We start from the raw sequence: 22,113 nt of genomic DNA, 5'->3' as shown, positions 1-22,113 counted from the left end.
TTTTCTGTCCGGCATATTTACCTAAAGTTGAAACAGAAAGGAAAGCGTGTATAAAATCTGCCTCTCTACAAAAGATATGGGTACAAAAATGCTGGAGGAGGCTTAAAACATGAAGTCGAAAGGTTCTTTTTGTTTGAATGTCATTTTATGTACCATTATGGCAACCAGTCTTTCACTTCCATTCAGTCAAAAAAGCGCTGCCTTTTCTGAACAGGTGATACAGCGGGGGGCGACAGGGGATGATGTGATTGAACTGCAGGCAAGGCTTCAATACAACGGCTATTACAATGGCAGAATTGACGGAGTATACGGATGGGCGACATACTGGGCCGTCCGCAATTTCCAAAATCAGTTCGGCTTAAAGGATACAGACGGCCTGGTCGGGCCGAAAACAAAACGATTTTTAATCAATCATACTAAATATTACAGCGACTACGTGCACAGACAACTTCGAAAAGGAAACCAATTTACACATTACGGCGGACTGCCGCTAAAGTATCAGACGAAGCCTTCAAAAGAAGTGCAGCAGCAGGCGAGAAAAAAGGCGGAAGCAAGACAGCAGCAGGGCGCACAGCAGCAGGGCACTGCCCAAAAGCAGCCGCAGCAAAAGCAGCAGGCCGCTCCTGCACAGCCGAAAAAACAAGCGCAGCCAAAGGCTGCACCTAAACAGCAGGCGCCTAAAAAACAGGATGCCGTTGCAGCCAACATGCCGGGCGGTTTCTCGAACAACGACATTAATCTGTTGGCCCAAGCGGTTTACGGTGAAGCGCGCGGAGAACCGTATGACGGCCAGGTTGCTGTTGCAGCCGTTATTTTAAACAGGCTCGACAGCCCTACCTTCCCGAACACGGTGGCTGGTGTTATCTTTGAACCGCTTGCATTTACAGCTGTCGCGGATGGACAGATTTACATGACCCCGGATGAAACCGCGAAAAAAGCCGTTCTTGACGCCATCAATGGCTGGGATCCGTCAGAAAATGCGACTTACTACTTTAACCCTGACACGGCCACTAGCTCATGGATTTGGGGCAGACCACAAATTAAAAGGATCGGTAAACACATTTTCTGTGAATAAAAGCGAGGTGCTATAAATGATCAGAGGAATTTTAATCGCCCTTTTAGGTGTCGCCATCGTCGGAACAAGCTATTGGGGCTATAAGGAACATCAGGAGAAAGACGCCGTTTTGCTTCATGCCGAAAACAACTATCAAAGGGCATTTCACGATTTAACTTATCAGGTGGATCAGCTGCATGACAAAATCGGGAGCACACTTGCGATGAACAGCAAAAAAAACCCTGTCTCCCGCCTTGGCGGAAGTATGGAAGACGACTTCTGAAGCGCATAACAATGTCAGCCAGCTGCCGCTGACCTTAATGCCGTTTAACAAGACAGAAGAATTTTTGGCAAAGGTCGGAGATTTCAGCTACAAAGCAGCCGTGCGCGACCTTGACAAAGAGCCGCTTAATAAAAAAGAGTACGCTTCTTTAAATCAGCTATATGAAAATTCAAAGGATATACAAAATGAATTGCGTAATGTCCAGCATTTGATTATAGACAAAAATCTGAGATGGATGGATGTAGAGCTTGCGCTCGCGTCCGGCCAAAAACAAAGCGACAATACGATCATTAATGGATTTAAAACCGTTGAAAAAAGCGCAAGTGCGTTTTCTGATACGGATTTAAGCGCGACAGAGATGACGAACACGAAAAAAGAGCAGCAAGGGTACGACCATTTAAAAGGCAAGAGAATAACCGAAAAAGAAGCGCGCAAGATTGCCCAAAAATTCGCTCAGGACAAAAATTACAATATCAAAGTGTCGAAAAGCGGCAAGAAAACGAACAGGGATGTATACAGCATCAGCATGCAGGACCCTGATCAAAAAGCGGATATTTATATGGACATTACCGAAAAAGGCGGATATCCGGTTTATCTGATCCAAAACAAAAAAATTAAAGATGAAAAAATCAGCCTGAACGACGCGTCGAACAAAGCCCTTCAATTTTTGAAAAAAAACGGCTATAAAACCGAAGACCTGAAGATGGATGAAAGCTCGCAATACGACGGCGTCGGCGTATTTTCGTTTGTTCCGGTCCAGGACGGCGTCTGGCTCTATCCGGACAGCATCCGCATCAAGGTCGCGCTTGACGACGGCGAAATTACCGGATTTAATGCAAAGGATTTCTTAATCTCCCATAAAAAAAGAGACTTGCCGAAGCCGAAATTAACGCTTGAAAAAGCGAAAGCAAGCCTGAATCCCAACGTAAAGGTTCAGGAGACGCGCCTTGCTTTAGTCACAAACGAGCTTTCACAAGAAGTGCTCTGCTACGAAATTCTCGGCACGATTGAAAACGATACATTCCGCATGTTTATCAATACTGAAGACGGCACGGAAGAGAAGGTCCAAAAAATGAAAAGTGCAGAACCGATATATAACGATTTGTAAAACGATAGATCAGAGGGAAAAGGCGGATACATGCCTTTTCCTTTTTAGCATTCGGAATAATTCGTCCTAAACATTTCCATACTGAACGTATGGGCGGAACGTCCGCCGGTGAAAATTGAACATGCCCGGTGCCATAAACTTTCCGGGCAGCGGAGGAATGTTATGAAAACAATTGAACGGTTATTATTTAAGATTCTTGTCGTACAGGCGGTCATATTAATCAGCGTGCAGCTTCTTTTTCATTTCTCCAAGGCTGAGCCTTATCTGTCAAAAGTTGTGCAGTATGAAGGCGTGAACAACATGAAAATCGGCGAATGGATCGAGACATTTAAGCCGTAAATTCACGCTAAAATCTCCCCTTTTTCGCCTGATACATGATACAATCCTATAAGGAGTACCAGATAGCAAGGAGAGGAATTATGGAAAAGAAATTATGCATTGCAATAGACGGCCCTGCGGCAGCCGGAAAAAGCACCGTGGCTAAAATCGTGGCCGGAAAAAAGTCGTATATTTATATCGATACGGGTGCCATGTACAGGGCGATTACGTATTTAGCGCTGAAAAAGGGCGTCGATTTAAACGACGAAGCGGCGTTGACGGCCTTGTTAAAAGAATCTGCCATCGATCTCACGGTTTCGCCTGAAGGGGAGCAGAAGGTTTATATCGCAGGCGAAGATGTAACAGAGGCGATCCGCACGGATGACGTGAGCAACCAGGTTTCAATCGTCGCCAAATACGCCGGGATCCGCGAAGAAATGACGAAAAGGCAGCAGCAGCTGGCTGAAAAAGGCGGCGTCGTCATGGACGGCCGCGACATCGGTACCCACGTTCTCCCGAATGCGGAAGTGAAAATATTTCTTTTGGCGTCCGTTGAAGAGCGGGCAAAACGCCGCTTTGAAGAAAACGTCAAAAAAGGGTACAATGTAAACTATGAAACGCTTGCAGAAGAAATCAGGCGCCGTGACAAACTCGATTCAGAGCGCGAGATTTCGCCGTTGAAAAAAGCGGACGATGCGCTTGAAATCGATACGACTTCACTGACGATCGATGAGGTGGCCGAAAAAATCCTGCAGGTTGTAGACAAAAAGGCTCAAAAATAAAAAATCCGGGCAAATTACTTATTGTCTGCATGTTTTGACTTGACAAACACAGGCTTTTATTAGAAGTTAGTAATAATAAATCATGTTTTAGAACATTCAAATATCCATTTTTGAATGGTTCTTTAATACATATCGGCTGTCCGGATCGGATATCAATTCGTCCGGAATAACCGTTTTTACAAAAGCTGTGTAGGTTTGGACCAAGGAGGTTATTGAAATGACAGAGGAAATGAATCAAATTGATGTTCAAGTACCAGAGGTTGGAGATGTGGTGAAAGGTATTGTAACGAAAGTTGAGGACAAGCATGTCGATGTTGACATCCCCAACTGCAAGCAAACCGGAATTATCCCAATCAGTGAATTATCAAGTCTTCATGTTGAAAAAGCATCAGATGTCGTCAATGTAGACGATGAGCTTGAATTAAAAGTGACAAAAGTGGAAGACGATGCATTGATTTTATCAAAACGTGCTGTTGATGCAGACCGCGCTTGGGAAGACCTAGAGAAAAAGTTTGAGTCAAAAGAAGTGTTTGAAGCCGAAGTAAAAGACGTCGTCAAAGGCGGTCTGGTCGTCGATATCGGCGTGCGCGGATTCATTCCCGCATCGCTTGTAGAGGCGCATTTTGTTGAAGATTTTACAGATTATAAAGGAAAGACGCTTACTTTAATCGTCGTTGAGCTTGACAGAGATAAAAACCGCGTGATTTTATCACACCGTGCGGTTGTTGAAAAAGAGCAGTCGGAAAGAAAACAGGATTTTCTTCAAACGCTGGAAGCGGGACAGGTACTTGAAGGAAAAGTGCAGCGCCTGACAGATTTCGGTGCTTTCGTTGACATCGGCGGCATTGACGGTCTTGTTCACATCTCCCAGCTGTCGCATTCACACGTTGAAAAACCGTCAGACGTAGTCGAAGAAGGCCAGGATGTCAAAGTCAAAGTGCTGTCCGTCGACCGCGACAATGAGCGAATTTCGCTATCAATCAAAGAAACGCTTCCTGGGCCTTGGTCCAACATCGGCGAAAAAGTGAAGCCTGGAGACGTATTGGACGGAAAAGTCCAGCGCTTGGTGAGCTTCGGTGCGTTTGTCGAAGTGCTGCCTGGAGTTGAAGGCCTCGTCCACATTTCGCAAATCTCGAACAAACACATCGGAACACCTCATGAAGTCCTTGAGGAAGGCCAGGACGTTAAAGTGAAAGTTCTTGACGTCAACGAAGAGGAAGAGCGCATTTCTTTAAGCATGAAAGAGCTTGAAGAAAACACCGATAAAGCAGAGCAGGAAGATTACCGTCAATACCAGGCGAAGGAAGAGTCTTCAGGATTCCAGCTTGGTGAAATGATCGGAGACAAACTGAATAAATTAAAGTAAAATTTGGTGATGATGGTGACGCGAGCAAAAAGAAAAAAAGAACACATTGATCATGCCTTGTCCACCGGACAGAAACGTCAGACCGGGCTTGATGATATTACGTTTGTTCACGTCAGCCTTCCGGAAACGGAATTGTCACAAGTTGATACTTCAACCAAAATAGGCGAACTGTTTTTAAGTTCGCCTATTTTTATCAATGCGATGACAGGCGGGGGCGGGAAGGCGACGTTTGAGATCAACAGGGCTTTGGCGAGGGCGGCTGCACAAACGGGCATACCGGTCGCTGTCGGCTCGCAAATGTCCGCTTTGAAAGACCCTGATGAACGTCCTTCATACGAGATCGTCAGAAAAGAAAATCAGAAGGGTCTTGTATTCGCCAATTTGGGGAGCGAAGCGACGGTGGATCAGGCCAAACGGGCGGTCGACATGATTGAAGCCGACATGCTTCAAATTCACCTCAATGTGATTCAGGAAATTGTCATGCCTGAAGGCGACCGCAGCTTTACAGGTCGCCTGCACCGGATTGAAGACATCTGCCGAAATGTCAGCGTACCGGTCGCCGTAAAAGAAGTGGGCTTTGGCATGAGTAGGGACACCGCGGCCCGGCTTTTTAACGCTGGGGTCCAGGCGGTCGATGTTGGCGGTTTCGGAGGAACGAATTTTTCGAAAATCGAAAATTTGCGCAGGGATAAAGCGGTTCAGTTTTTCGATCAATGGGGCATATCGACAGCAGCCAGCCTGGCCGAAGTCAGCTCTCTGTTCGGCGATCAGCCGATTATCGCATCCGGAGGCATTCAAGATGCCCTTGATCTGGCCAAATCGATAGCGCTGGGTGCGTCTGCGGCGGGGATGGCGGGCTATTTTCTCCAAGTGCTGACAGCTTCGGGAGAAGAGGCGTTAGCCGCCGAAATCGAGAGCCTGATCGAAGATTTAAAAAGGATCATGACCGTCTTGGGGTGCCGGACGATTGAACAGTTGAAAAAAGCACCGCTCGTCATCAAGGGCGATACATATCATTGGCTGAAAGCGAGGGGTGTTGACCCCTTTGTTTACAGCAAGCGCTAAAAAAACCGGCTTCTCATGAGCCGGTTTTTTTACGGGTTTCGCTTCCGTGCGTCCTCCGCACTTTCGAGAGAGGCGGCCCCATTGTAGCTGATGGACTGGTCACGGTCGGATTCGGTTCGCTTCTGCTGTTTCAGCTTCTTTTCCTGCCTGTCTTTTCCCAACGCTGTTCCCTCCTTATCGCACGTTTAAAAAATCTCAAGTCACTCCATACTGAAAATGGAGGACGAAAACATATGGAAGAATTCTATTATTATTGGTCAATGTGGTTTTTATGGGTGTTAACGACTTTTATTCTTGAGAAAAACAGCTTTCGCTTTTATGCGTCAGCATTTATTCTGCTCAACATCATGTTAAGTATGTATCAGATTCAGCTCTTTCTGCATTTTAATGCCGCCTATTTGTCGTTTTATATAGGAGCTTTCATGCTGTGCGGTTATTTAAGGCTTCATAAAAGCGTCAAGCGGCTCCTGCTTCATTTGTCGATGGTGTCCGCCTACGGTTTTTTGTTTCTGTTTGCATTATATGACCCTGTTTGGTTTATCCTAAAGCCTGAATGGCTGATCATCATTCTGTTTGTCATCATGACGACGGCTTTTGAAAGAAGCTTCGCCGCCCGTCTCGGGATGTTTGTGCTCGGTGCGTGCCAGGGGGAGCTCTTGTATACATTCGTCATCAGAAAGCTTTATGGAGACATTGCAGCCGGCGGTTATTCATGGCTGTCAATGTGCGCTGCGGGGATCGTTCTCGTTTACGGAATCTCCCAGTATGAACGGCTGATGCATCAGTTCTATCACAAATGGAAGCGATTGAATAAAGGAGCAGCAAAAATGTCATGAGCCAATATACTTATCCGATCATCTTGGGAATTATCGCCGGTATTGTTGTCAGAGTGTACATGCTCCGAACCGACTACCGCCAGTACCCCACATATCTTCATGGGAAAACGATACATATTGCGCTGGCTTTGATCGCTGCCAGCATTGGAGCGATCATTATTCCGTCGATCTTAAAATCGGATTATACAGCGATTACGTTTTTAACGCTGGCTGCAACCCAATTCAGGGATGTCCGGAATATGGAACGCGAAACATTGACGCAGCTTGACGGCTATGAACTTGTTTCAAGAGGCAGCACGTATATCGAAGGAATTGCGATCGCCTTTGAAAGCAGAAATTACATTGTCATTTTCACATCGCTCCTGACGACCCTCGCATATATTCTGTTTTCATCGGTATGGGCAGGCCTTGCTGCAGCTTTCATCTGTTTTATCTCGGGCAGGGTCTTAATGTCCGGAAGCTTTATTAAGGACATCGTCGATATAGAGTATAAAAAGCCTCATTTTGAAGGAGCCGGCCTTTATGTCGACAATATTTACATTATGAATATCGGGCTTCCTGAAAAACAGAAGCTGATTTTGGAACACGGCATGGGTTTTATTTTAAAGCCGAAAAATTTTAATTCCGCAGTAACCATTGCCAATCTCGGGCAAAGGCAAGCGATTTTATTCGACGTTTCCAATGTGCTCGGCGTGTATCGAGACTCCGGAGAACCCTCTCTTTCGCCGCTGGCGAAAAGGGATTTGAATGACGGGCGGGTCGCGGTTTTTGTCCTTCCGGTCATCAAGGACAAGGAGACGGCGATCAGGGTCATCGGCGATGTTCCGACGCTGGAAAACGCCATTCGCGTACCGATGGAATTTATTAAAGAAAAGCACAGCAAGGTGATAAAATGAGCGAATCAATCGAAAAATTCATCCTCGCCGTCGTCACAACAAGGCGAGAGCGAGTGATCGGAGGGACGGCTGCATTTTTCTGCGACACCCCCGAGGAAATGAACACGTACGCGAAAAACCTTGAAGCCATTCTCGACGGAATCGCCCACGGAATAGGAGATGACCTTTATTTGATTGTGAAACATTTTTAATTACAGTTGTGATCTTTTTAGAAATTGATATAATATATGAGTTAAGCCCTTCTCATGGAATAAGAAGGGTTTCTTTCTTCAAACTGTTTTTTGAAAAGAGAAATAAATGATGATTCATTTAAAGATGGAAAAGCTTTACTGAATTGAAAGGAAGGGTACTATGGGAAAACCTGTCGTAGCCATAGTTGGAAGGCCCAATGTGGGGAAGTCCACGATCTTTAACAGGATCGCTGGCGAAAGAATTTCGATTGTGGAAGATACACCTGGCGTGACGCGGGATCGGATATACAGCTCTGCCGAGTGGCTGAATCACGACTTCAACCTGATTGATACAGGCGGAATCGAAGTCGGTGATGAGCCGTTTTTGGCGCAGATTCGCCATCAGGCCGAGATCGCCATGGAAGAAGCAGATGTGATTATTTTCATGACGAACGGCCGCGAAGGCGTCACGGCTGCTGATGAAGAAGTGGCAAAAATTTTATACCGTACAAAAAAACCCGTCGTTCTGGCGGTTAATAAAGTGGATAATCCTGAAATGAGAGCAAACATTTACGATTTTTATGCCCTCGGCTTTGGCGAGCCGTACCCGATTTCAGGGACGCACGGCCTCGGTCTCGGCGATCTGCTTGATGCGGTCAGCGAACATTTTAAAAACATACCCGAAACGAAGTATGAGGATGAGGTCGTTCAATTTTGCCTCATCGGCCGGCCGAACGTCGGAAAATCCTCTCTTGTAAACGCCATGCTTGGAGAAGAGCGCGTGATCGTCAGCAATATTGCGGGAACAACGCGCGACGCCATTGACACGAGGTTTACATACAATCAAAGAGACTTTGTCATCGTTGATACAGCCGGGATGAGAAAAAAGGGAAAAGTGTATGAGGCAACTGAAAAATACAGCGTCCTCCGGGCTTTAAAGGCGATCGACCGCTCAGAAGTCGTCTGCGTCGTCTTGGACGGCGAAGAAGGCATCATCGAGCAGGACAAGCGGATTGCCGGCTATGCGCATGAAGCGGGAAAAGCCGTCGTCATCGTCGTGAATAAATGGGATGCAGTCGAAAAAGACGAGCGGACGATGAAAGAATTCGAAGAAAAGGTTAGAGATCACTTTCAATTTTTGGACTACGCGCCTGTTTTGTTTATGTCCGCTTTGACGAAAAAGCGCATCCATACGCTGATGCCTGCAGTCATGACGGCAAGCGAAAACCATTCGATGAGGGTGCAGACCAATATTCTTAATGATATCATTATGGATGCAGTGGCTATGAACCCGACGCCGACGCATAATGGCAACCGCTTAAAAATTTATTATGCGACACAAGTGGCTGTGAAGCCGCCGACATTTGTCGTATTTGTCAATGATCCTGAGCTGATGCATTTTTCTTACGAACGCTTTTTGGAAAACCGGATACGCGACGCCTTCGGATTTGAAGGAACACCAATCAAGATTTTCGCAAGAGCAAGAAAATAAAGAGGTGTAGTAAAAATGACAAAAGTATCGATTTTGGGAGCCGGAAGCTGGGGAACAGCCTTGGCGCTCGTTTTGGCGGACAACCAGTACGATGTGTGCATTTGGGGCCATCGTGAAGAACTGATTCAGCAAATTAATGAACACCATGAAAACAAAGATTATCTGCCGGGTGTCAAACTTTCTGAAAACGTGCATGCCACAACAGATCTCGAAGCTGCAGTGGCCGATGTCAAGACGATCATCGTCGCCGTTCCGACAAAAGCGATCCGCGAAGTTCTCGCACAGGCTGTTTCCTTCATCGACCAAAAGGCGATTTTTGTACATGTTTCAAAAGGAATTGAGCCTGACACACTGCTCCGCATTTCTGAAATGATGAAAGAGGAAATTCCGGCTGAATTAAGGGAGGACATCGTCGTTCTCTCCGGACCGAGCCATGCGGAAGAAGTCGGTTTAAGACACCCGACGACCGTAACCGTAGCTGCCGACAGCAGCATTGAATCGGCACAGGCGATCCAGGATATGTTTATGAATCAGAATTTCCGCGTGTATACCAATCCGGATATGATCGGCGTAGAGATCGGCGGCGCGCTGAAAAACGTCATTGCGCTTGCCGCGGGCATTACAGACGGTTTGGGGTACGGAGATAATGCGAAAGCTGCGCTGATTACAAGGGGCTTGGCAGAGATCGCCCGACTCGGCACGAAAATGGGCGGAAACCCGCTGACATTCTCGGGGCTTACAGGAATCGGGGATTTGATCGTCACCTGCACGAGCGTCCATTCACGAAATTGGCGAGCCGGTAATATGCTGGGTAAAGGCTTCAAACTGGATGAAGTTCTGGAAGAAATGGGGATGGTCGTTGAGGGGGTCCGCACGACAAAAGCCGCTTATCAGCTTTCAAAGAAATTTGATGTGAAAATGCCGATTACCGAGGCATTGCACAAAGTATTGTTTGACGGCGAAAAAGTTGAGACGGCAGTCGAATCATTGATGGCGAGAGTCAAAACACACGAGATGGAAGATCTTGTGAACACATTTGAAAATCAAATGAAATGACCACTCCATCACCAACTGCTTTATACTCTCCTCTAAGTTCGTTTTAAAAAAACCGAAACATTTTGGAGACTTAGGCAAGAGAGGATACATTTGTCCGAAGACTTGCATAAAATAGAATCGAAGTCTGGAAGAGCTGTATCTTACCAATTGGGTTATATAGTCACAATCGTTATGCCTGAAGCAAAGCCCCCCTCTTTGCTTCAGGTTTTTTTTGCGGTTTTTTCCGTTTTGAAATATTGGAAAAGCTGTTGAACTTCTGGTTTTTCTTATATAAAATGAAATATAACGCTTACATCACAAGAAAAGGTAGAAGGAGGGCTTCAATGTGAATGTCGGTCTGTTAAAAATGTGGTTTGCCTTGGGATCAATGGGCCTGATGTTCTTAGCGGTGATTGCCATATACATAAGCAGATATAAATTTAAAAACCGTTTTTTAAAATTGCTCACGTCGTTCGTCGCCTATACATGTATGCTCATCTCCGGCGTGATCGTCTTTTTTGTCGTCTTCAGCGGTCCCGTCAACGAATAAAGCATAAAAAAGGAAGATTCATATGAAAATCGTAAACGCACTGCTTGTTACTGTATTGACCGCAATCATGCTAAGCGGCTGTTTGTACCCTGAAGAAAGAAAGGCGAAAAACAGCGTGCCGTATCAGCACCAGCTCAAAGAAGTGCAGGCGGCCGTTGATGAATTCAGGGAGGCGACGGGAGGGCTTCTGCCGATTAAGACAAGGGATATGAGCGTTCCAATCTATCAAAAATACCCTATCGATTTTAACAGGCTGTCCCCCCGGTATATGGCTGAGCCGCCGGGTACTTCCTATGAAAGCGGCGGAGAGTACTTGTACGTTCTTGTCGATGTAGAAAAAAAGCCGACGGTCAAGCTCATTGATATAAAAATGTCGGAAATGATCAGAGAGCTAAAGCTTCGGGTCGAAATGTATAAAGATCAGCACAAGTATCCGCCGTATAAAAAAGTCGTATCCAATCACTTATTCATGCTTGACCATGAAAAGCTCGGACTGAAAGAGGCGCCTTCTGTCACGAGTCCGCTTTCCGGCACCTCGCTGCCGCTTCTCGTCGATGAAAAAGGCGACATTCAAGTGGATTACCGAGTGGATTTGGCCAACCTGATAAAGCGGTCGAAAAAAACGGTAAAGCCGGGTGAGGAAATTCAGGATTTGATGTGGAAAGAGACGCCTTTTGTTCCGGCGTTTTCGGTAAAGTATACAGTGAATGACAAACAGGAACCTGTTTTTCTCGAATAGAATATCGGTCAAAATGCAAGTATCAGTCATGAACCTTTCTCCTCAGCATACAATGAGGAGAAAGGTTTTTTCATGCATGCCGAAAAAATTTCCCTAAGCTGTCATATTGAAATAGGACAACGTCATACACTATAGTGTCCTGTTTTTGATTGATGAAGAAGTAAAAAATTGAAAAGGATTGGAAGTCCGGGAGGGGATCACTTGGAAAAGGTCGATATTTTCAAGGATATCGCTGAACGAACAGGAGGCGATATATACTTAGGTGTCGTAGGAGCTGTACGTACAGGAAAATCTACGTTTATTAAAAAATTTATGGAGCTAGTGGTGCTCCCGAATATCAACAATGAAGCAGACCGGGCGCGCGCACAAGATGAGCTCCCCCAAAGTGCCGCTGGCAAAACCATTATGACAACTGAACCGAAGTTTGTTCCGAATCAGGCAATGTCAGTTCATGTCAGTGACGGACTCGATGTGAATATAAGGCTTGTCGACTGTGTCGGCTATACTGTACCCGGAGCAAAGGGATACGAGGATGAAAACGGGCCGAGAATGATCAACACTCCTTGGTATGAAGAGCCGATTCCGTTTCACGAAGCTGCCGAAATCGGCACGAGAAAAGTCATCCAGGAACACTCCACCATCGGTGTTGTGATTACGACTGACGGCACGATTGGAGAAATCGCCAGACAGGATTATATCGAGGCTGAAGAACGGGTGATCGATGAATTAAAAGAGGTTGGAAAACCGTTTATCATGGTCATCAATTCCGTAAGGCCGTACCATCCGGAAACGGAAGCGCTCAGGCAAGAGCTGATGGAGAAATACGACATTCCGGTGCTGGCGATGAGCGTTGAAAGCATGAGGGAAGCAGACGTTCTGAGCGTTCTCAGAGAAGCGCTTTACGAATTCCCTGTACTCGAAGTCAACGTCAATCTTCCGAGCTGGGTCATGGTATTAAAAGAGAATCATTGGCTCAGGGAAAACTATCAAGATTCCGTTAAAGAAACCGTCAAAGATATTAAAAGACTGAGAGATGTCGACCGCGTCGTCGGACACTTCAGCGAATTTGATTTTATCGAGCGCGCCAGCCTCGCCGGAATTGAAATGGGCCAGGGGATCGCCGAAATCGATTTGTACGCGCCGGATTACCTGTACGATGAAATTTTGAGGGAAGTCGTCGGCGTTGAAATCAGAGGAAAGGATCATCTCCTTCAGCTCATGCAGGATTTTGCCCATGCCAAGACCGAATATGATCAAGTATCAGATGCGTTGAAAATGGTGAAACAAACCGGTTATGGAATCGCTGCTCCCGCATTAACCGATATGAGCCTTGATGAACCGGAAATCATCAGGCAGGGGTCAAGATTCGGAGTCCGCCTGAAAGCGGTGGCGCCGTCGATTCATATGATCAAAGTCGATGTGGAGAGCGAGTTTGCGCCAATCATCGGAACAGAGAAGCAGAGCGAAGAGCTTGTCCGCTATTTAATGCAGGACTTTGAGGATGATCCGCTGTCAATCTGGAATTCCGACATTTTCGGAAGGAGCCTGAGCTCCATCGTCAGAGAAGGAATTCAGGCGAAGTTGTCCCTCATGCCTGAAAATGCAAGATATAAGCTGAAGGAGACGCTCGAGCGCATCATCAATGAAGGATCAGGCGGCTTGATTGCGATCATCTTATAAAAGGGAAGGCCTCTTATCATACGGGAGGTCTTTTTTTCATGCCTGAAACAGGATGAACAGGCGCCGTGAAAGGGATTGAGACGGCAGGGGCAAGCGGCTGGAAATATAGGAAAGATTATGATTAAAAAAGGAAAAACAGGAATATTTGTTCGTTTCATTCTGCTTAAACCTTGACGAATAAGGGATCATCGCTTTAAAATGCTTGATATGGTTATTCAGATGTGTTAATCTACATACAGAAAATCTTCACTTTACTGGACAAACGTTCCTCTCAAAGTGAAATTTTCACTGAAAGCCGTGAAATGCCTTTTCTATATTTATTTGAAATTTCTGTTCAAACAGGTATAGAAACAGGTTGAACTGTGAAGAAATGATGATAATCTATTGTTTGATACCTTTTGGGAGGAGGTGAAAGGCATGAACAAGACAGAACTAATCAATGCGGTTGCAGAAGCAAGCGAACTATCTAAAAAAGACGCTACTAAAGCAGTTGATTCTGTTTTTGATACAATTTTAGATGCACTTAAAAACGGTGAAAAAATTCAATTGATCGGTTTTGGTAACTTTGAGGTTCGTGAGCGCTCAGCTCGTAAAGGACGCAATCCTCAAACAGGTGAAGAAATCGAAATCCCTGCAAGCAAAGTACCTGCTTTCAAACCAGGTAAAGCGCTTAAAGACGCTGTAGCAGGAAAATAATTGTATGTATATATGCCGTTTTCGCGCGTAATACATACCATGTTGTTTCTTCACAGGAAAGCCCCTTTTCAAAGGGGCTTTTCATAATTTTAAGGCTTTTTTTCAGATGGAAAACATTTTGCCGGCAAAAAACCTTTCATTTTGCTTTTATAAGCTGAAGTGTGCTAGAATCTGAATTAAATGTATGCGTTTCTGGAGGATATAAAACAATGAGAGAAATCAACAAAGAACAAATTGAACAAGCTGTCCGGCAAATATTGGAGGCGATCGGAGAAGATCCGAACCGTGAAGGCCTTCTTGATACACCGAAAAGAGTCGCGAAAATGTACGCCGAAGTATTTGCAGGGTTAAACGAAGATCCGAAAGAGCATTTCAAAACGATTTTCGGCGAGGATCACGAAGAGCTTGTTCTTGTTAAAGATATTCCCTTTTATTCAATGTGTGAGCACCATTTAGTCCCTTTCTACGGGAAAGCCCATGTAGCTTATATCCCTAAAGGGGGAAAAGTGACAGGACTCAGCAAATTGGCGAGAGCCGTTGAAGCGGTGGCAAAGCGCCCGCAGCTGCAGGAGCGGATTACGTCAACAATCGCCGACAGCATTGTTGAAACGCTGACTCCGCACGGTGTCATGGTTGTTGTTGAAGCCGAGCACATGTGCATGACGATGCGCGGCGTGAAAAAGCCGGGTTCAAAAACTGTCACTTCAGCCGTAAGAGGAACGTTTAGACAAGATGTAGCCGCTCGCTCTGAGGTGTTGGAGCTTATCAAAACATCATGATTAAAAATGAGAAGGTGTGCGATGAACATGACCAATAATCAATCGAATGATTTTGTCGTTATCAAAGCCGTCGAAGACGGCGTCAACGTGATCGGCCTGACGAGGGGCACGGACACAAGATTTCATCATTCAGAAAAGCTTGATAAAGGAGAGGTGATGATCTGCCAGTTTACCGAGCACACCTCTGCGATCAAGATCCGGGGCGAGGCCCTGATTCAGACGGCAAACGGCGAGATGAAAAGCGAGTCGAAAAAATAGATAGCCGGCCTTTTATGGCCGTTTGCGTGGCATAAGACAATATCTTTCAACATATTATGGTATAATTAAACTTTCTCCGCTCAAAAAAGATACATAATCAATCAAAAAGAAAAACTGCGAATTTTGGGACAAGGGTGATATCTTTGCAAGACATCTACGGACAATTATCTTATTTGAAAATCAAGCTGAATCAAAAGCTTTCACATCCATATTTGGCGAAGCATTTGACTGCGCCGAAAGTTGATGAGGATAAGCTGTTTCTTTTCTACGCTCTGTTTGAGGAAACGGATTTAAAAGAAGCTGACAAGGAAAGTTACATCTTAACGGCGATGCTTGTTCAAACAGCCCTTGATACCCATGATGAAGTCACGACCGCAGCTTCAATTAAGCAGGACGACTATAAAAACCGCCAGCTGACCGTATTGGCCGGTGATTATTTCAGCGGCATGTACTACTCGCTGTTATCGGGTATGAAGGATATTTATATGATTCGGACGCTCGCTGCGGCCATCAAAGAAATAAACGAACATAAAATCAGGATTTACGACCATTCCGCAAAAGATGCGGACAGCCTGAAAAAAAGCGTCAGCATAGTGGAAGCTGCACTTTTTCACCATCTCGCCGACCACTTTTACCTGCCTCACTGGAAAACAGCCGCCAATGACTTTCTTGTGTTTAAAAGGTTTGCGGCCGAAGAAAAAGCTTCAGATTCCCGGCTGCTGGAGACGATCATACAGAAAGAGTTTCCGGAAGACCAGGCTTCATGCGGACAGCTGGCTGCAGCGGCTTATGAAGAAGCCAAGCTTGCGATCAACCAGTCGCTTGCTGCAAAGCCCGCCGTCCAAAAATGGCTTCTGAAACGCCTGCAGGAAATTCGGCCTGAAAAACGAACTTATCATCAGAAAGTGGAAGAAGGGTAATCATGGTGCAGTCAAAAGAACAGCGCGTACACGGCGTGTTTGAAAAGATTTATAAAAATTACGACCAGATGAACTCCGTCATCAGCTTTAAACAGCATAAAAAATGGCGCGACAAAACGATGCAGCTCATGAACGTACCAAAAGGAGCCAAAGCGCTTGACGTCTGCTGCGGGACGGGCGACTGGACAATCGCGCTCGCTGATGCGGCCGGAGAGACAGGGGAAATCAAGGGCCTTGATTTCAGCAAAAACATGCTGAGCATCGCCGAACAAAAGACCGACAGCTACAGCCAGATCGAACTGATCCACGGCAACGCGATGGAACTGCCCTTCCCGGACAATACGTTCGACTATGTCACCATCGGCTTCGGGCTTCGCAATGTTCCCGACTATTTAACCGTATTAAAAGAGATGGCGCGCGTGGTAAAACCCGGCGGCCAGGTTGTATGCCTTGAGACGTCCCAGCCTGAAATGTTCGGGTTCAAACAGCTGTACTTCCTGTACTTCCGTTTTATTATGCCCATGTTTGGAAAGCTCTTTGCCAAAAGCTTTAAGGAGTATTCATGGCTTCAGGAATCGGCCAGGGAATTTCCTGGTATGAAAGAGCTTGCTGCATTGTTTGAAGAGGCTGGATTAGAAAATGTTCAATATCATCCGTTCACAGGCGGCGTAGCGGCTACACATGTCGGCTTGAAGCGATGATGACTACTGAAATACTCGGGTGAATCGATATGAAATTGACAACGTTTTATTCTTTTTTAAATGACGATATTGAATTAATAGAAAAAGAGCTTGAAAAGACCGTGCACTCCGACTATCCATTGCTAAGTGAAGCGAGCCTGCATTTGCTGCAGGCCGGAGGCAAGCGGATTCGTCCTGTGTTTGTCCTGCTTTCCGGCATGTTCGGTGAATACGATATCAACAAAATTAAAAATGTCGCTGTTTCATTGGAATTGATACATATGGCTTCGCTCGTACACGACGATGTCATCGATGATGCGGAGCTTAGAAGGGGACAGCCGACTATCAAAGCGAAGTGGGATAACCGGATTGCAATGTACACAGGTGATTATTTGTTCGCTCGCTCACTTGAAGCGATGACGAAAATAAACGAACCGAAAGCCCATGAAATCTTGTCCAAGGCGATTGTCGAAGTCTGTCTTGGAGAAATTGAACAAATCAAAGATAAATATAATATGGAGCAAAACCTCAGAACCTATTTGCGGAGAATCAGGCGCAAGACAGCCCTTCTGATCGCATCGAGCTGCCAGCTAGGCGCCATTGCTGCCGGCGCGGGTGAAAACATTCATAAAACGTTGTACTGGTTTGGCTATTATGTCGGCATGTCCTATCAAATTATTGATGACATCCTCGATTTCACCTCAAGCGAAAAAGAGCTTGGCAAGCCTGTGGGTAGTGATCTGCTTCAGGGGAATGTCACGCTTCCCGTATTATATGCACGGAAATCGCCTGAATTAAAAGCGCGGCTTATGCTGGTCAACAGTGAAACGACTCCGGAACAGATCAAACCAGTGATCGAAGAACTGAAGAAAACCGATGCTATCGAACAATCGTTCAGAGTCAGCGAAATGTATTTAAATAAGGCTTTCGCACTGCTTGAAACGCTCCCGAAAAACCGGGCGCGGACGGCACTGGGTCAAATTGCGAAATACATCGGTAAACGAAAGTTCTAAAAAAAGACAAATGAGTCGAAAGTATGAATATTCTCCACCCTTTATTGATTAATTGTTTGAAAAATGCTATATTTCTGTTGTAGTGTTGAAAGCCTATACATATTAGCGGGGTGGAGAATCGACTATGGAAAAAACCTTTGTGATGGTAAAACCTGACGGCGTTCAGCGTCAGCTGATCGGCGAAATTTTGTTAAGATTCGAACGTAAGGGCTTACAATTAATCGGAGCCAAGCTGATGAAGGTCTCAGAAGAGACGGCAGGCGAGCATTATAAAGAACATAACGGCAAACCGTTTTTCGGCGAGCTTGTCGACTTTATTACTTCAGGCCCGGTATTCGCCATGGTGTGGGAAGGCGAAGAAGCAATCGCGGTCGCCAGACAGCTGATCGGGAAGACGAACCCTAAGGAAGCGCTCCCAGGAACAATTCGCGGAGACTTCGGCATGTTTGTCGGAAAAAATATCATTCACGGTTCAGATTCTCCTGAAAGTGCAGCACGCGAAATCAACTTGTTTTTTAAAGAAGACGAACTTGTTGAAGACGAGAAGTTAATGAATCAATGGATTTACTAAAAATCAGCTGAAAAGCTGATTTTTTTATATGGATCAGAATGGCTGCCGCCGGGCAGGCTTTTTTCTTTTTAAAGATACAAATTTAAAAGAAAACAAGCTATAATTGTACTCATATCAGCACGACGATTAGGAGAGAAAACATGGACAATTACAGTTTCTTTGTTGATAAATGGAAAAAAATAACTGGTGTGGATTTGGCATTGTACAAAGAAGCGCAAATGAAAAGAAGGCTAACATCTCTTTATGAAAAAAAGGGGTACGGCGATTTCCGCGAATTTGCGCTTGCTTTAGAAAAGAATGAAGCTCTTCTGCAGGAAACGCTGGACAGGATGACGATTAATGTTTCAGAATTTTACAGAAACTATAAGAGGTGGGAGGTTCTCGAAAAAACCATCCTCCCGCTCTTAAAGCCTGCGAAAACATTGAAAGTATGGAGTGCGGCATGTTCAACCGGTGAAGAGCCGTATACATTATCGATGATTTTAAGCAGACAGAAAGGCCTCTCAGACTATCAGATCATCGCAACAGATATCGATGACAAAGTTCTTGCGAAAGCGAAAGAAGGCGTGTATCAGGAAAGATCTCTGCAGGAAGTGCCGAAAGAGATAAAGGAACTTTATTTTACGCAAGACGGAAACCGATTTGCCGTCAAAGACGAGATCAAGAAAAACATTCGCTTTCAAAAACACAATTTACTGGCTGATGCATATGAGAAAGATTTTGATATCATCGTATGCCGCAATGTTCTCATATATTTTACAGAGGAAGCAAAAGAGAGGATCTATCATAAGTTCAGCGGCAGTTTGAAGAATAATGGAGTTTTGTTTGTCGGAAGCACGGAACAGATCTTCAATCCGGAAAAATACGGTTTTCAATCGACAGATACGTTTTTCTATCAAAAAAGTTAGCTGACTTTTTATAAAAGGTTATGTTATAGTTTTACTTAAAAGCGTTAATGTGATGAAGGGAGAACGAAAGCATGAGGTATTTAACAGCCGGTGAATCTCACGGTCCGCAGCTTACGACAATTATCGAAGGAGTCCCAGCAGGGCTTTATATCACAACAGAAGACATTGATTACGAGCTTCAAAGACGTCAAAAAGGCCACGGCCGCGGACGCCGGATGCAAATCGAAAAAGATCAGGCACGGATCACAAGCGGTGTAAGGCACGGGCGTTCTCTTGGATCGCCGATCGCTCTCGTCGTCGAAAACAACGACTGGAAACACTGGACGAAAATCATGGGATCAGAGCCGATCACGGCTGAAGAAGAAAGCGAAATGAAACGACAGATTTCAAGGCCAAGACCGGGTCACGCTGATTTGAACGGCGCGATCAAATACGGGCACAGAGATATGCGCAACGTGCTTGAACGTTCATCTGCCAGAGAAACGACCGTCCGTGTGGCGGCAGGAGCCGTCGCCAAAAAGATCCTTTCCCAGCTCGGCATCCAAGTGGCCGGCCACGTGCTGGAGATCGGCGGAGTAAAAGCCGAAAAAACAAATTATGAATCTATCGAAGACTTGAAAAAAGTAACCGAAGAGTCTCCTGTCAGATGCTATGACGAAGAAGCGGGCAGAAAAATGATGGACGCGATCGATGAAGCAAAAGCAAATGGCGATTCGATCGGCGGAATCGTCGAGGTGATTGTTGAAGGGGTGCCGGTAGGAGTCGGCAGCTATGTCCATTACGACCGCAAACTCGACAGCAAGCTGGCTGCCGCCGTGCTGAGCATCAATGCTTTTAAAGGTGTTGAATTCGGCATCGGCTTTGAAGCTGCACGCAAAAACGGCAGTGAAGTCCATGACGAAATCATTTGGGACGAAGAAAAAGGCTATACGCGCGCTACAAACCGTCTCGGCGGCCTTGAAGGCGGGATGACAACGGGAATGCCGATTGTCGTCAGAGGCGTGATGAAGCCGATTCCAACGTTATACAAACCGCTCAAAAGCGTTGATATCGAGACGAAAGAGCCGTTTACAGCAAGCATCGAGCGTTCCGATTCCTGCGCTGTCCCTGCCGCAAGCGTAGTGGCTGAAGCGGTTGTTGCATGGGAAATCGCCAAGGCGATCGTCGAGCAGTTTGGCGTTGACCAAATGGACCGGATCGCTGAAAATGTTGAGAAAATGAGAAAGCTTGCGAGGGAGTTTTAATGAAATCACTTCAAATCGAAACCGCTTCTTTGTCCTACCCGGTGTTCATCGGGGGAGGCATTAGAAAAAACGCGGCAGAGCTCTTGTCATCCTTGAACCTTCCGATGACGAAAGTGCTATTGATCACCGACGAAGAAGTTGATAAACACTATGGAGAAGAACTGTTCGGCCTTCTCCGCAGCAAATGGCCCGTCAAAAAGGTTGCGGTGCCAAGCGGTGAACAGGCCAAATCAATCGATCTGTTTATGAAGCTCCAGACGGAAGCCATTCAATTTCACCTTGACCGTTCGTCATGCATTGTGGCGTTGGGCGGCGGCGTTGTCGGCGATCTTGCAGGGTTCGTCGCTTCAACTTTTATGAGGGGCATCGATTATGTGCAATTCCCAACGACTCTGCTGTCTCATGATAGCGCGGTCGGAGGGAAAGTTGCCATTAATCATCCGCTCGGAAAAAACTTAATCGGCGCTTTTCATCAGCCGAAGGCGGTGGTTTATGATACCGAATGCTTGAGCACGCTTTCTGAAAAAGAAATGCGTTCAGGTCTTGCGGAAGTCATTAAGCACGCATTTATCCGTGATGAATCTTTCTTGAGCGAATTGCTTAAAATTGATTCAATTAAAGCGATTACGACCGGCCAGCTCAGTGAAATGGTGTACAAAGGCATTTCGATTAAAGCGGAAGTTGTCTCACAAGACGAGCGCGAACAAGGAATCAGGGCCTATCTGAATTTTGGGCACACGCTTGGCCACGCCGTTGAAGCCGAATACGGCTACGGAGAGATGACCCATGGCGACGCTGTCGCTTTAGGCATGCAATTTGCTTTGTTTGTCAGCGAAAAGGTGTTGAATTGTCCTGTTGACCGCACAAAAATCGCCGCCTGGCTGAAAAATCTCGGCTATCCGGAAAGCGTAAAACGCGAAGTTTCAACAGAAGCTCTCATCAATCGAATGATGAACGATAAAAAAACACGCAGAGGCATCATTCAGTTTGTTCTGCTGGATAAGATCGGCAGTGTGCGGCTGCACTCCTTTAAAGCCGATGAAATTGAACGATGGCTGAATATGTGGAGATTGGAGGGAGGCAAATGATGATGCGCGGAATTCGGGGAGCGACGACAGTTGACCAGGATACAGAAAAAGACATTACGGAGCGGACGAAGCAGCTGATCGGAAAAATGATCGATGAAAATCAACTCAAACCTGAGCAAGTCGTGCAGATCTTCATTTCTGCCACTTCCGATATTCACGCTGCTTTTCCCGCAAAGGTCGTCAGAACGTTTGACGGCTGGCAGCATGTGCCCGTCATGTGCATGCAGGAAATGGATGTTGAACACGCTCTTAAAAAATGCATCAGAGTGATGATGACGGTTCAGACGGATATGCGGCAGGATGAAGTCCGCCACGTTTATTTAGAAAATGCCGTAACGCTCAGACCTGATTTATCATTGACAAAAAATACTGAATTGTAATACGATTGTAGAAACCTTGAAATACACAGGAGTGTGTATGGGGTTTTAGTTTAGAAAAGCTGAGTATGAGACTAGGGTAGATTGAGAATGAGCTGAGATGAGCTGAGTTGAGACAAAACGTTTATTCATTCTACCCAAAAGACGCTGTTCTTTTGGGTTTGTTTCGTTTTCCCCTCTTCAATTCAATCATTTGTCCTCTAAA

At 45.7% G+C, this 22,113-nt stretch carries 25 protein-coding genes and 1 pseudogene; 25 read left to right on the top strand and 1 reads right to left on the bottom strand.

Annotated features, from left to right (window positions below; translation table 11 throughout):
* Positions 1-157 precede the first annotated feature (157 nt).
* The 6 genes and pseudogenes from sleB to fni all read left to right on the top strand — a co-directional run bounded on the left by sleB (position 158) and on the right by fni (position 5,976).
* Entirely contained in the window at positions 158-1,075 is a 918-nt protein-coding gene (gene sleB, locus M1D59_RS12545) for a spore cortex-lytic enzyme (protein WP_371268733.1), read from the top strand.
* 16 nt (positions 1,076-1,091) lie between these two features.
* Positions 1,092-2,445, top strand: a pseudogene (gene ypeB / locus M1D59_RS12540) (germination protein YpeB).
* A 162-nt stretch (positions 2,446-2,607) separates the two neighbouring features.
* Complete coding sequence (locus tag M1D59_RS12535; RefSeq protein ID WP_023857462.1) at positions 2,608-2,784, top strand: YpfB family protein; 177 nt, start codon at positions 2,608-2,610, stop codon at positions 2,782-2,784.
* Between the two features lie 80 nt (positions 2,785-2,864).
* On the top strand, positions 2,865-3,545 hold the full coding sequence (cmk, locus tag M1D59_RS12530) for a (d)CMP kinase (RefSeq protein WP_025811219.1): 681 nt from the start codon (positions 2,865-2,867) through the stop codon (positions 3,543-3,545).
* Between the two features lie 217 nt (positions 3,546-3,762).
* The gene (gene rpsA, locus M1D59_RS12525; protein ID WP_023857460.1) at positions 3,763-4,911 is read left to right on the top strand and encodes a 30S ribosomal protein S1; all 1,149 of its coding nucleotides are present in this window, start codon (positions 3,763-3,765) and stop codon (positions 4,909-4,911) included.
* 15 nt (positions 4,912-4,926) lie between these two features.
* Positions 4,927-5,976: a type 2 isopentenyl-diphosphate Delta-isomerase gene (gene fni, locus M1D59_RS12520; protein WP_023857459.1), complete on the top strand. Its 1,050-nt coding sequence runs from the start codon at positions 4,927-4,929 to the stop codon at positions 5,974-5,976.
* A gap of 29 nt (positions 5,977-6,005) precedes the next feature.
* Here the strand turns inward: fni and M1D59_RS12515 are convergent, their stop codons facing one another.
* A complete protein-coding gene (locus M1D59_RS12515) occupies positions 6,006-6,137 on the bottom strand; it encodes a YpzI family protein (protein ID WP_003183025.1) in 132 nt (43 codons plus the stop codon).
* A gap of 72 nt (positions 6,138-6,209) precedes the next feature.
* On the opposite strand from M1D59_RS12515, the gene M1D59_RS12510 reads away from it, so the two are divergent.
* From M1D59_RS12510 to aroH, 19 genes are all read left to right on the top strand, one after another.
* Positions 6,210-6,812, top strand: coding sequence for a YphA family membrane protein (locus M1D59_RS12510; RefSeq protein WP_026579374.1), 603 nt, complete (start codon positions 6,210-6,212; stop codon positions 6,810-6,812).
* A complete protein-coding gene (locus M1D59_RS12505) occupies positions 6,809-7,708 on the top strand; it encodes a YIEGIA family protein (protein WP_458117448.1) in 900 nt (299 codons plus the stop codon). The genes M1D59_RS12510 and M1D59_RS12505 overlap by 4 nt, the downstream gene beginning before the upstream one ends.
* Positions 7,705-7,899 (top strand): capping complex subunit for YIEGIA, encoded by a 195-nt coding sequence (locus tag M1D59_RS12500; protein ID WP_023857457.1) that lies wholly within the window; start codon positions 7,705-7,707, stop codon positions 7,897-7,899. Before M1D59_RS12505 ends, M1D59_RS12500 begins: the two co-directional genes overlap by 4 nt.
* Positions 7,900-8,059: 160 nt before the next feature.
* Positions 8,060-9,370 carry a ribosome biogenesis GTPase Der gene (gene der / locus M1D59_RS12495; protein WP_020451968.1) on the top strand — a complete coding sequence of 437 codons (1,311 nt, stop codon included), beginning with the start codon at positions 8,060-8,062 and terminating at the stop codon, positions 9,368-9,370.
* Between the two features lie 15 nt (positions 9,371-9,385).
* Entirely contained in the window at positions 9,386-10,426 is a 1,041-nt protein-coding gene (locus M1D59_RS12490) for an NAD(P)H-dependent glycerol-3-phosphate dehydrogenase (RefSeq protein WP_026579376.1), read from the top strand.
* A gap of 325 nt (positions 10,427-10,751) precedes the next feature.
* Complete coding sequence (locus tag M1D59_RS12485; RefSeq protein WP_458117447.1) at positions 10,752-10,955, top strand: DUF2768 domain-containing protein; 204 nt, start codon at positions 10,752-10,754, stop codon at positions 10,953-10,955.
* 22 nt (positions 10,956-10,977) lie between these two features.
* Positions 10,978-11,694, top strand: a complete 717-nt coding sequence (locus tag M1D59_RS12480; protein WP_020451965.1) for a hypothetical protein — start codon at positions 10,978-10,980, stop codon at positions 11,692-11,694.
* Positions 11,695-11,895: 201 nt separating this feature from the next.
* Complete coding sequence (gene spoIVA / locus M1D59_RS12475) at positions 11,896-13,374, top strand: stage IV sporulation protein A (protein ID WP_020451964.1); 1,479 nt, start codon at positions 11,896-11,898, stop codon at positions 13,372-13,374.
* Between the two features lie 417 nt (positions 13,375-13,791).
* On the top strand, positions 13,792-14,070 hold the full coding sequence (gene hbs, locus M1D59_RS12470) for a non-specific DNA-binding protein Hbs (RefSeq protein WP_003183006.1): 279 nt from the start codon (positions 13,792-13,794) through the stop codon (positions 14,068-14,070).
* Positions 14,071-14,279: 209 nt separating this feature from the next.
* Positions 14,280-14,849, top strand: coding sequence for a GTP cyclohydrolase I FolE (folE, locus tag M1D59_RS12465; RefSeq protein WP_020451963.1), 570 nt, complete (start codon positions 14,280-14,282; stop codon positions 14,847-14,849).
* Between the two features lie 27 nt (positions 14,850-14,876).
* The gene (gene mtrB / locus M1D59_RS12460) at positions 14,877-15,107 is read left to right on the top strand and encodes a trp RNA-binding attenuation protein MtrB (protein ID WP_023857455.1); all 231 of its coding nucleotides are present in this window, start codon (positions 14,877-14,879) and stop codon (positions 15,105-15,107) included.
* A gap of 143 nt (positions 15,108-15,250) precedes the next feature.
* Complete coding sequence (locus M1D59_RS12455) at positions 15,251-16,027, top strand: heptaprenyl diphosphate synthase component 1 (RefSeq protein ID WP_023857454.1); 777 nt, start codon at positions 15,251-15,253, stop codon at positions 16,025-16,027.
* A 2-nt stretch (positions 16,028-16,029) separates the two neighbouring features.
* Positions 16,030-16,728 (top strand): demethylmenaquinone methyltransferase, encoded by a 699-nt coding sequence (locus tag M1D59_RS12450; RefSeq protein ID WP_020451960.1) that lies wholly within the window; start codon positions 16,030-16,032, stop codon positions 16,726-16,728.
* A 29-nt stretch (positions 16,729-16,757) separates the two neighbouring features.
* Positions 16,758-17,720 carry a heptaprenyl diphosphate synthase component II gene (gene hepT, locus M1D59_RS12445; RefSeq protein WP_020451959.1) on the top strand — a complete coding sequence of 321 codons (963 nt, stop codon included), beginning with the start codon at positions 16,758-16,760 and terminating at the stop codon, positions 17,718-17,720.
* Between the two features lie 124 nt (positions 17,721-17,844).
* Positions 17,845-18,291 (top strand): nucleoside-diphosphate kinase, encoded by a 447-nt coding sequence (gene ndk / locus M1D59_RS12440; protein WP_026579377.1) that lies wholly within the window; start codon positions 17,845-17,847, stop codon positions 18,289-18,291.
* A gap of 140 nt (positions 18,292-18,431) precedes the next feature.
* Entirely contained in the window at positions 18,432-19,199 is a 768-nt protein-coding gene (locus tag M1D59_RS12435; RefSeq protein ID WP_026579378.1) for a CheR family methyltransferase, read from the top strand.
* 71 nt (positions 19,200-19,270) lie between these two features.
* Positions 19,271-20,443 (top strand): chorismate synthase, encoded by a 1,173-nt coding sequence (gene aroC / locus M1D59_RS12430; RefSeq protein ID WP_020451957.1) that lies wholly within the window; start codon positions 19,271-19,273, stop codon positions 20,441-20,443.
* Positions 20,443-21,531, top strand: a complete 1,089-nt coding sequence (gene aroB, locus M1D59_RS12425) for a 3-dehydroquinate synthase (protein WP_458117446.1) — start codon at positions 20,443-20,445, stop codon at positions 21,529-21,531. Before aroC ends, aroB begins: the two co-directional genes overlap by 1 nt.
* Positions 21,528-21,911, top strand: coding sequence for a chorismate mutase (gene aroH, locus M1D59_RS12420; RefSeq protein ID WP_023857449.1), 384 nt, complete (start codon positions 21,528-21,530; stop codon positions 21,909-21,911). The genes aroB and aroH overlap by 4 nt, the downstream gene beginning before the upstream one ends.
* The last annotated feature ends 202 nt before the right edge of the window (positions 21,912-22,113 follow it).

Source organism: Bacillus sp. PK6-026, assembly GCF_054161455.1.
The sequence above is the reverse complement of the archived record's forward strand: the minus strand, read 5'-3'. Positions and strand labels throughout refer to the sequence as shown.

Excerpts from the sequence above, each read along its gene's own strand:
- M1D59_RS12510 (WP_026579374.1), top strand. The coding sequence starts at position 6,210 with ATGGAAGAATTCTATTATTATTGGTCAATGTGGTTTTTATGGGTGTTA.
- M1D59_RS12450 (WP_020451960.1), top strand. The coding sequence starts at position 16,030 with ATGGTGCAGTCAAAAGAACAGCGCGTACACGGCGTGTTTGAAAAGATT.
- M1D59_RS12480 (WP_020451965.1), top strand. The coding sequence starts at position 10,978 with ATGAAAATCGTAAACGCACTGCTTGTTACTGTATTGACCGCAATCATG.
- hbs (WP_003183006.1), top strand. The coding sequence starts at position 13,792 with ATGAACAAGACAGAACTAATCAATGCGGTTGCAGAAGCAAGCGAACTA.
- sleB (WP_371268733.1), top strand. The coding sequence starts at position 158 with ATGGCAACCAGTCTTTCACTTCCATTCAGTCAAAAAAGCGCTGCCTTT.
- M1D59_RS12505 (WP_458117448.1), top strand. The coding sequence starts at position 6,809 with ATGAGCCAATATACTTATCCGATCATCTTGGGAATTATCGCCGGTATT.
- hepT (WP_020451959.1), top strand. The coding sequence starts at position 16,758 with ATGAAATTGACAACGTTTTATTCTTTTTTAAATGACGATATTGAATTA.
- M1D59_RS12490 (WP_026579376.1), top strand. The coding sequence starts at position 9,386 with ATGACAAAAGTATCGATTTTGGGAGCCGGAAGCTGGGGAACAGCCTTG.
- der (WP_020451968.1), top strand. The coding sequence starts at position 8,060 with ATGGGAAAACCTGTCGTAGCCATAGTTGGAAGGCCCAATGTGGGGAAG.
- M1D59_RS12535 (WP_023857462.1), top strand. The coding sequence starts at position 2,608 with ATGAAAACAATTGAACGGTTATTATTTAAGATTCTTGTCGTACAGGCG.
- ndk (WP_026579377.1), top strand. The coding sequence starts at position 17,845 with ATGGAAAAAACCTTTGTGATGGTAAAACCTGACGGCGTTCAGCGTCAG.
- aroB (WP_458117446.1), top strand. The coding sequence starts at position 20,443 with ATGAAATCACTTCAAATCGAAACCGCTTCTTTGTCCTACCCGGTGTTC.
- aroH (WP_023857449.1), top strand. The coding sequence starts at position 21,528 with ATGATGATGCGCGGAATTCGGGGAGCGACGACAGTTGACCAGGATACA.
- mtrB (WP_023857455.1), top strand. The coding sequence starts at position 14,877 with ATGACCAATAATCAATCGAATGATTTTGTCGTTATCAAAGCCGTCGAA.
- aroC (WP_020451957.1), top strand. The coding sequence starts at position 19,271 with ATGAGGTATTTAACAGCCGGTGAATCTCACGGTCCGCAGCTTACGACA.
- cmk (WP_025811219.1), top strand. The coding sequence starts at position 2,865 with ATGGAAAAGAAATTATGCATTGCAATAGACGGCCCTGCGGCAGCCGGA.
- M1D59_RS12435 (WP_026579378.1), top strand. The coding sequence starts at position 18,432 with ATGGACAATTACAGTTTCTTTGTTGATAAATGGAAAAAAATAACTGGT.
- M1D59_RS12500 (WP_023857457.1), top strand. The coding sequence starts at position 7,705 with ATGAGCGAATCAATCGAAAAATTCATCCTCGCCGTCGTCACAACAAGG.
- rpsA (WP_023857460.1), top strand. The coding sequence starts at position 3,763 with ATGACAGAGGAAATGAATCAAATTGATGTTCAAGTACCAGAGGTTGGA.
- folE (WP_020451963.1), top strand. The coding sequence starts at position 14,280 with ATGAGAGAAATCAACAAAGAACAAATTGAACAAGCTGTCCGGCAAATA.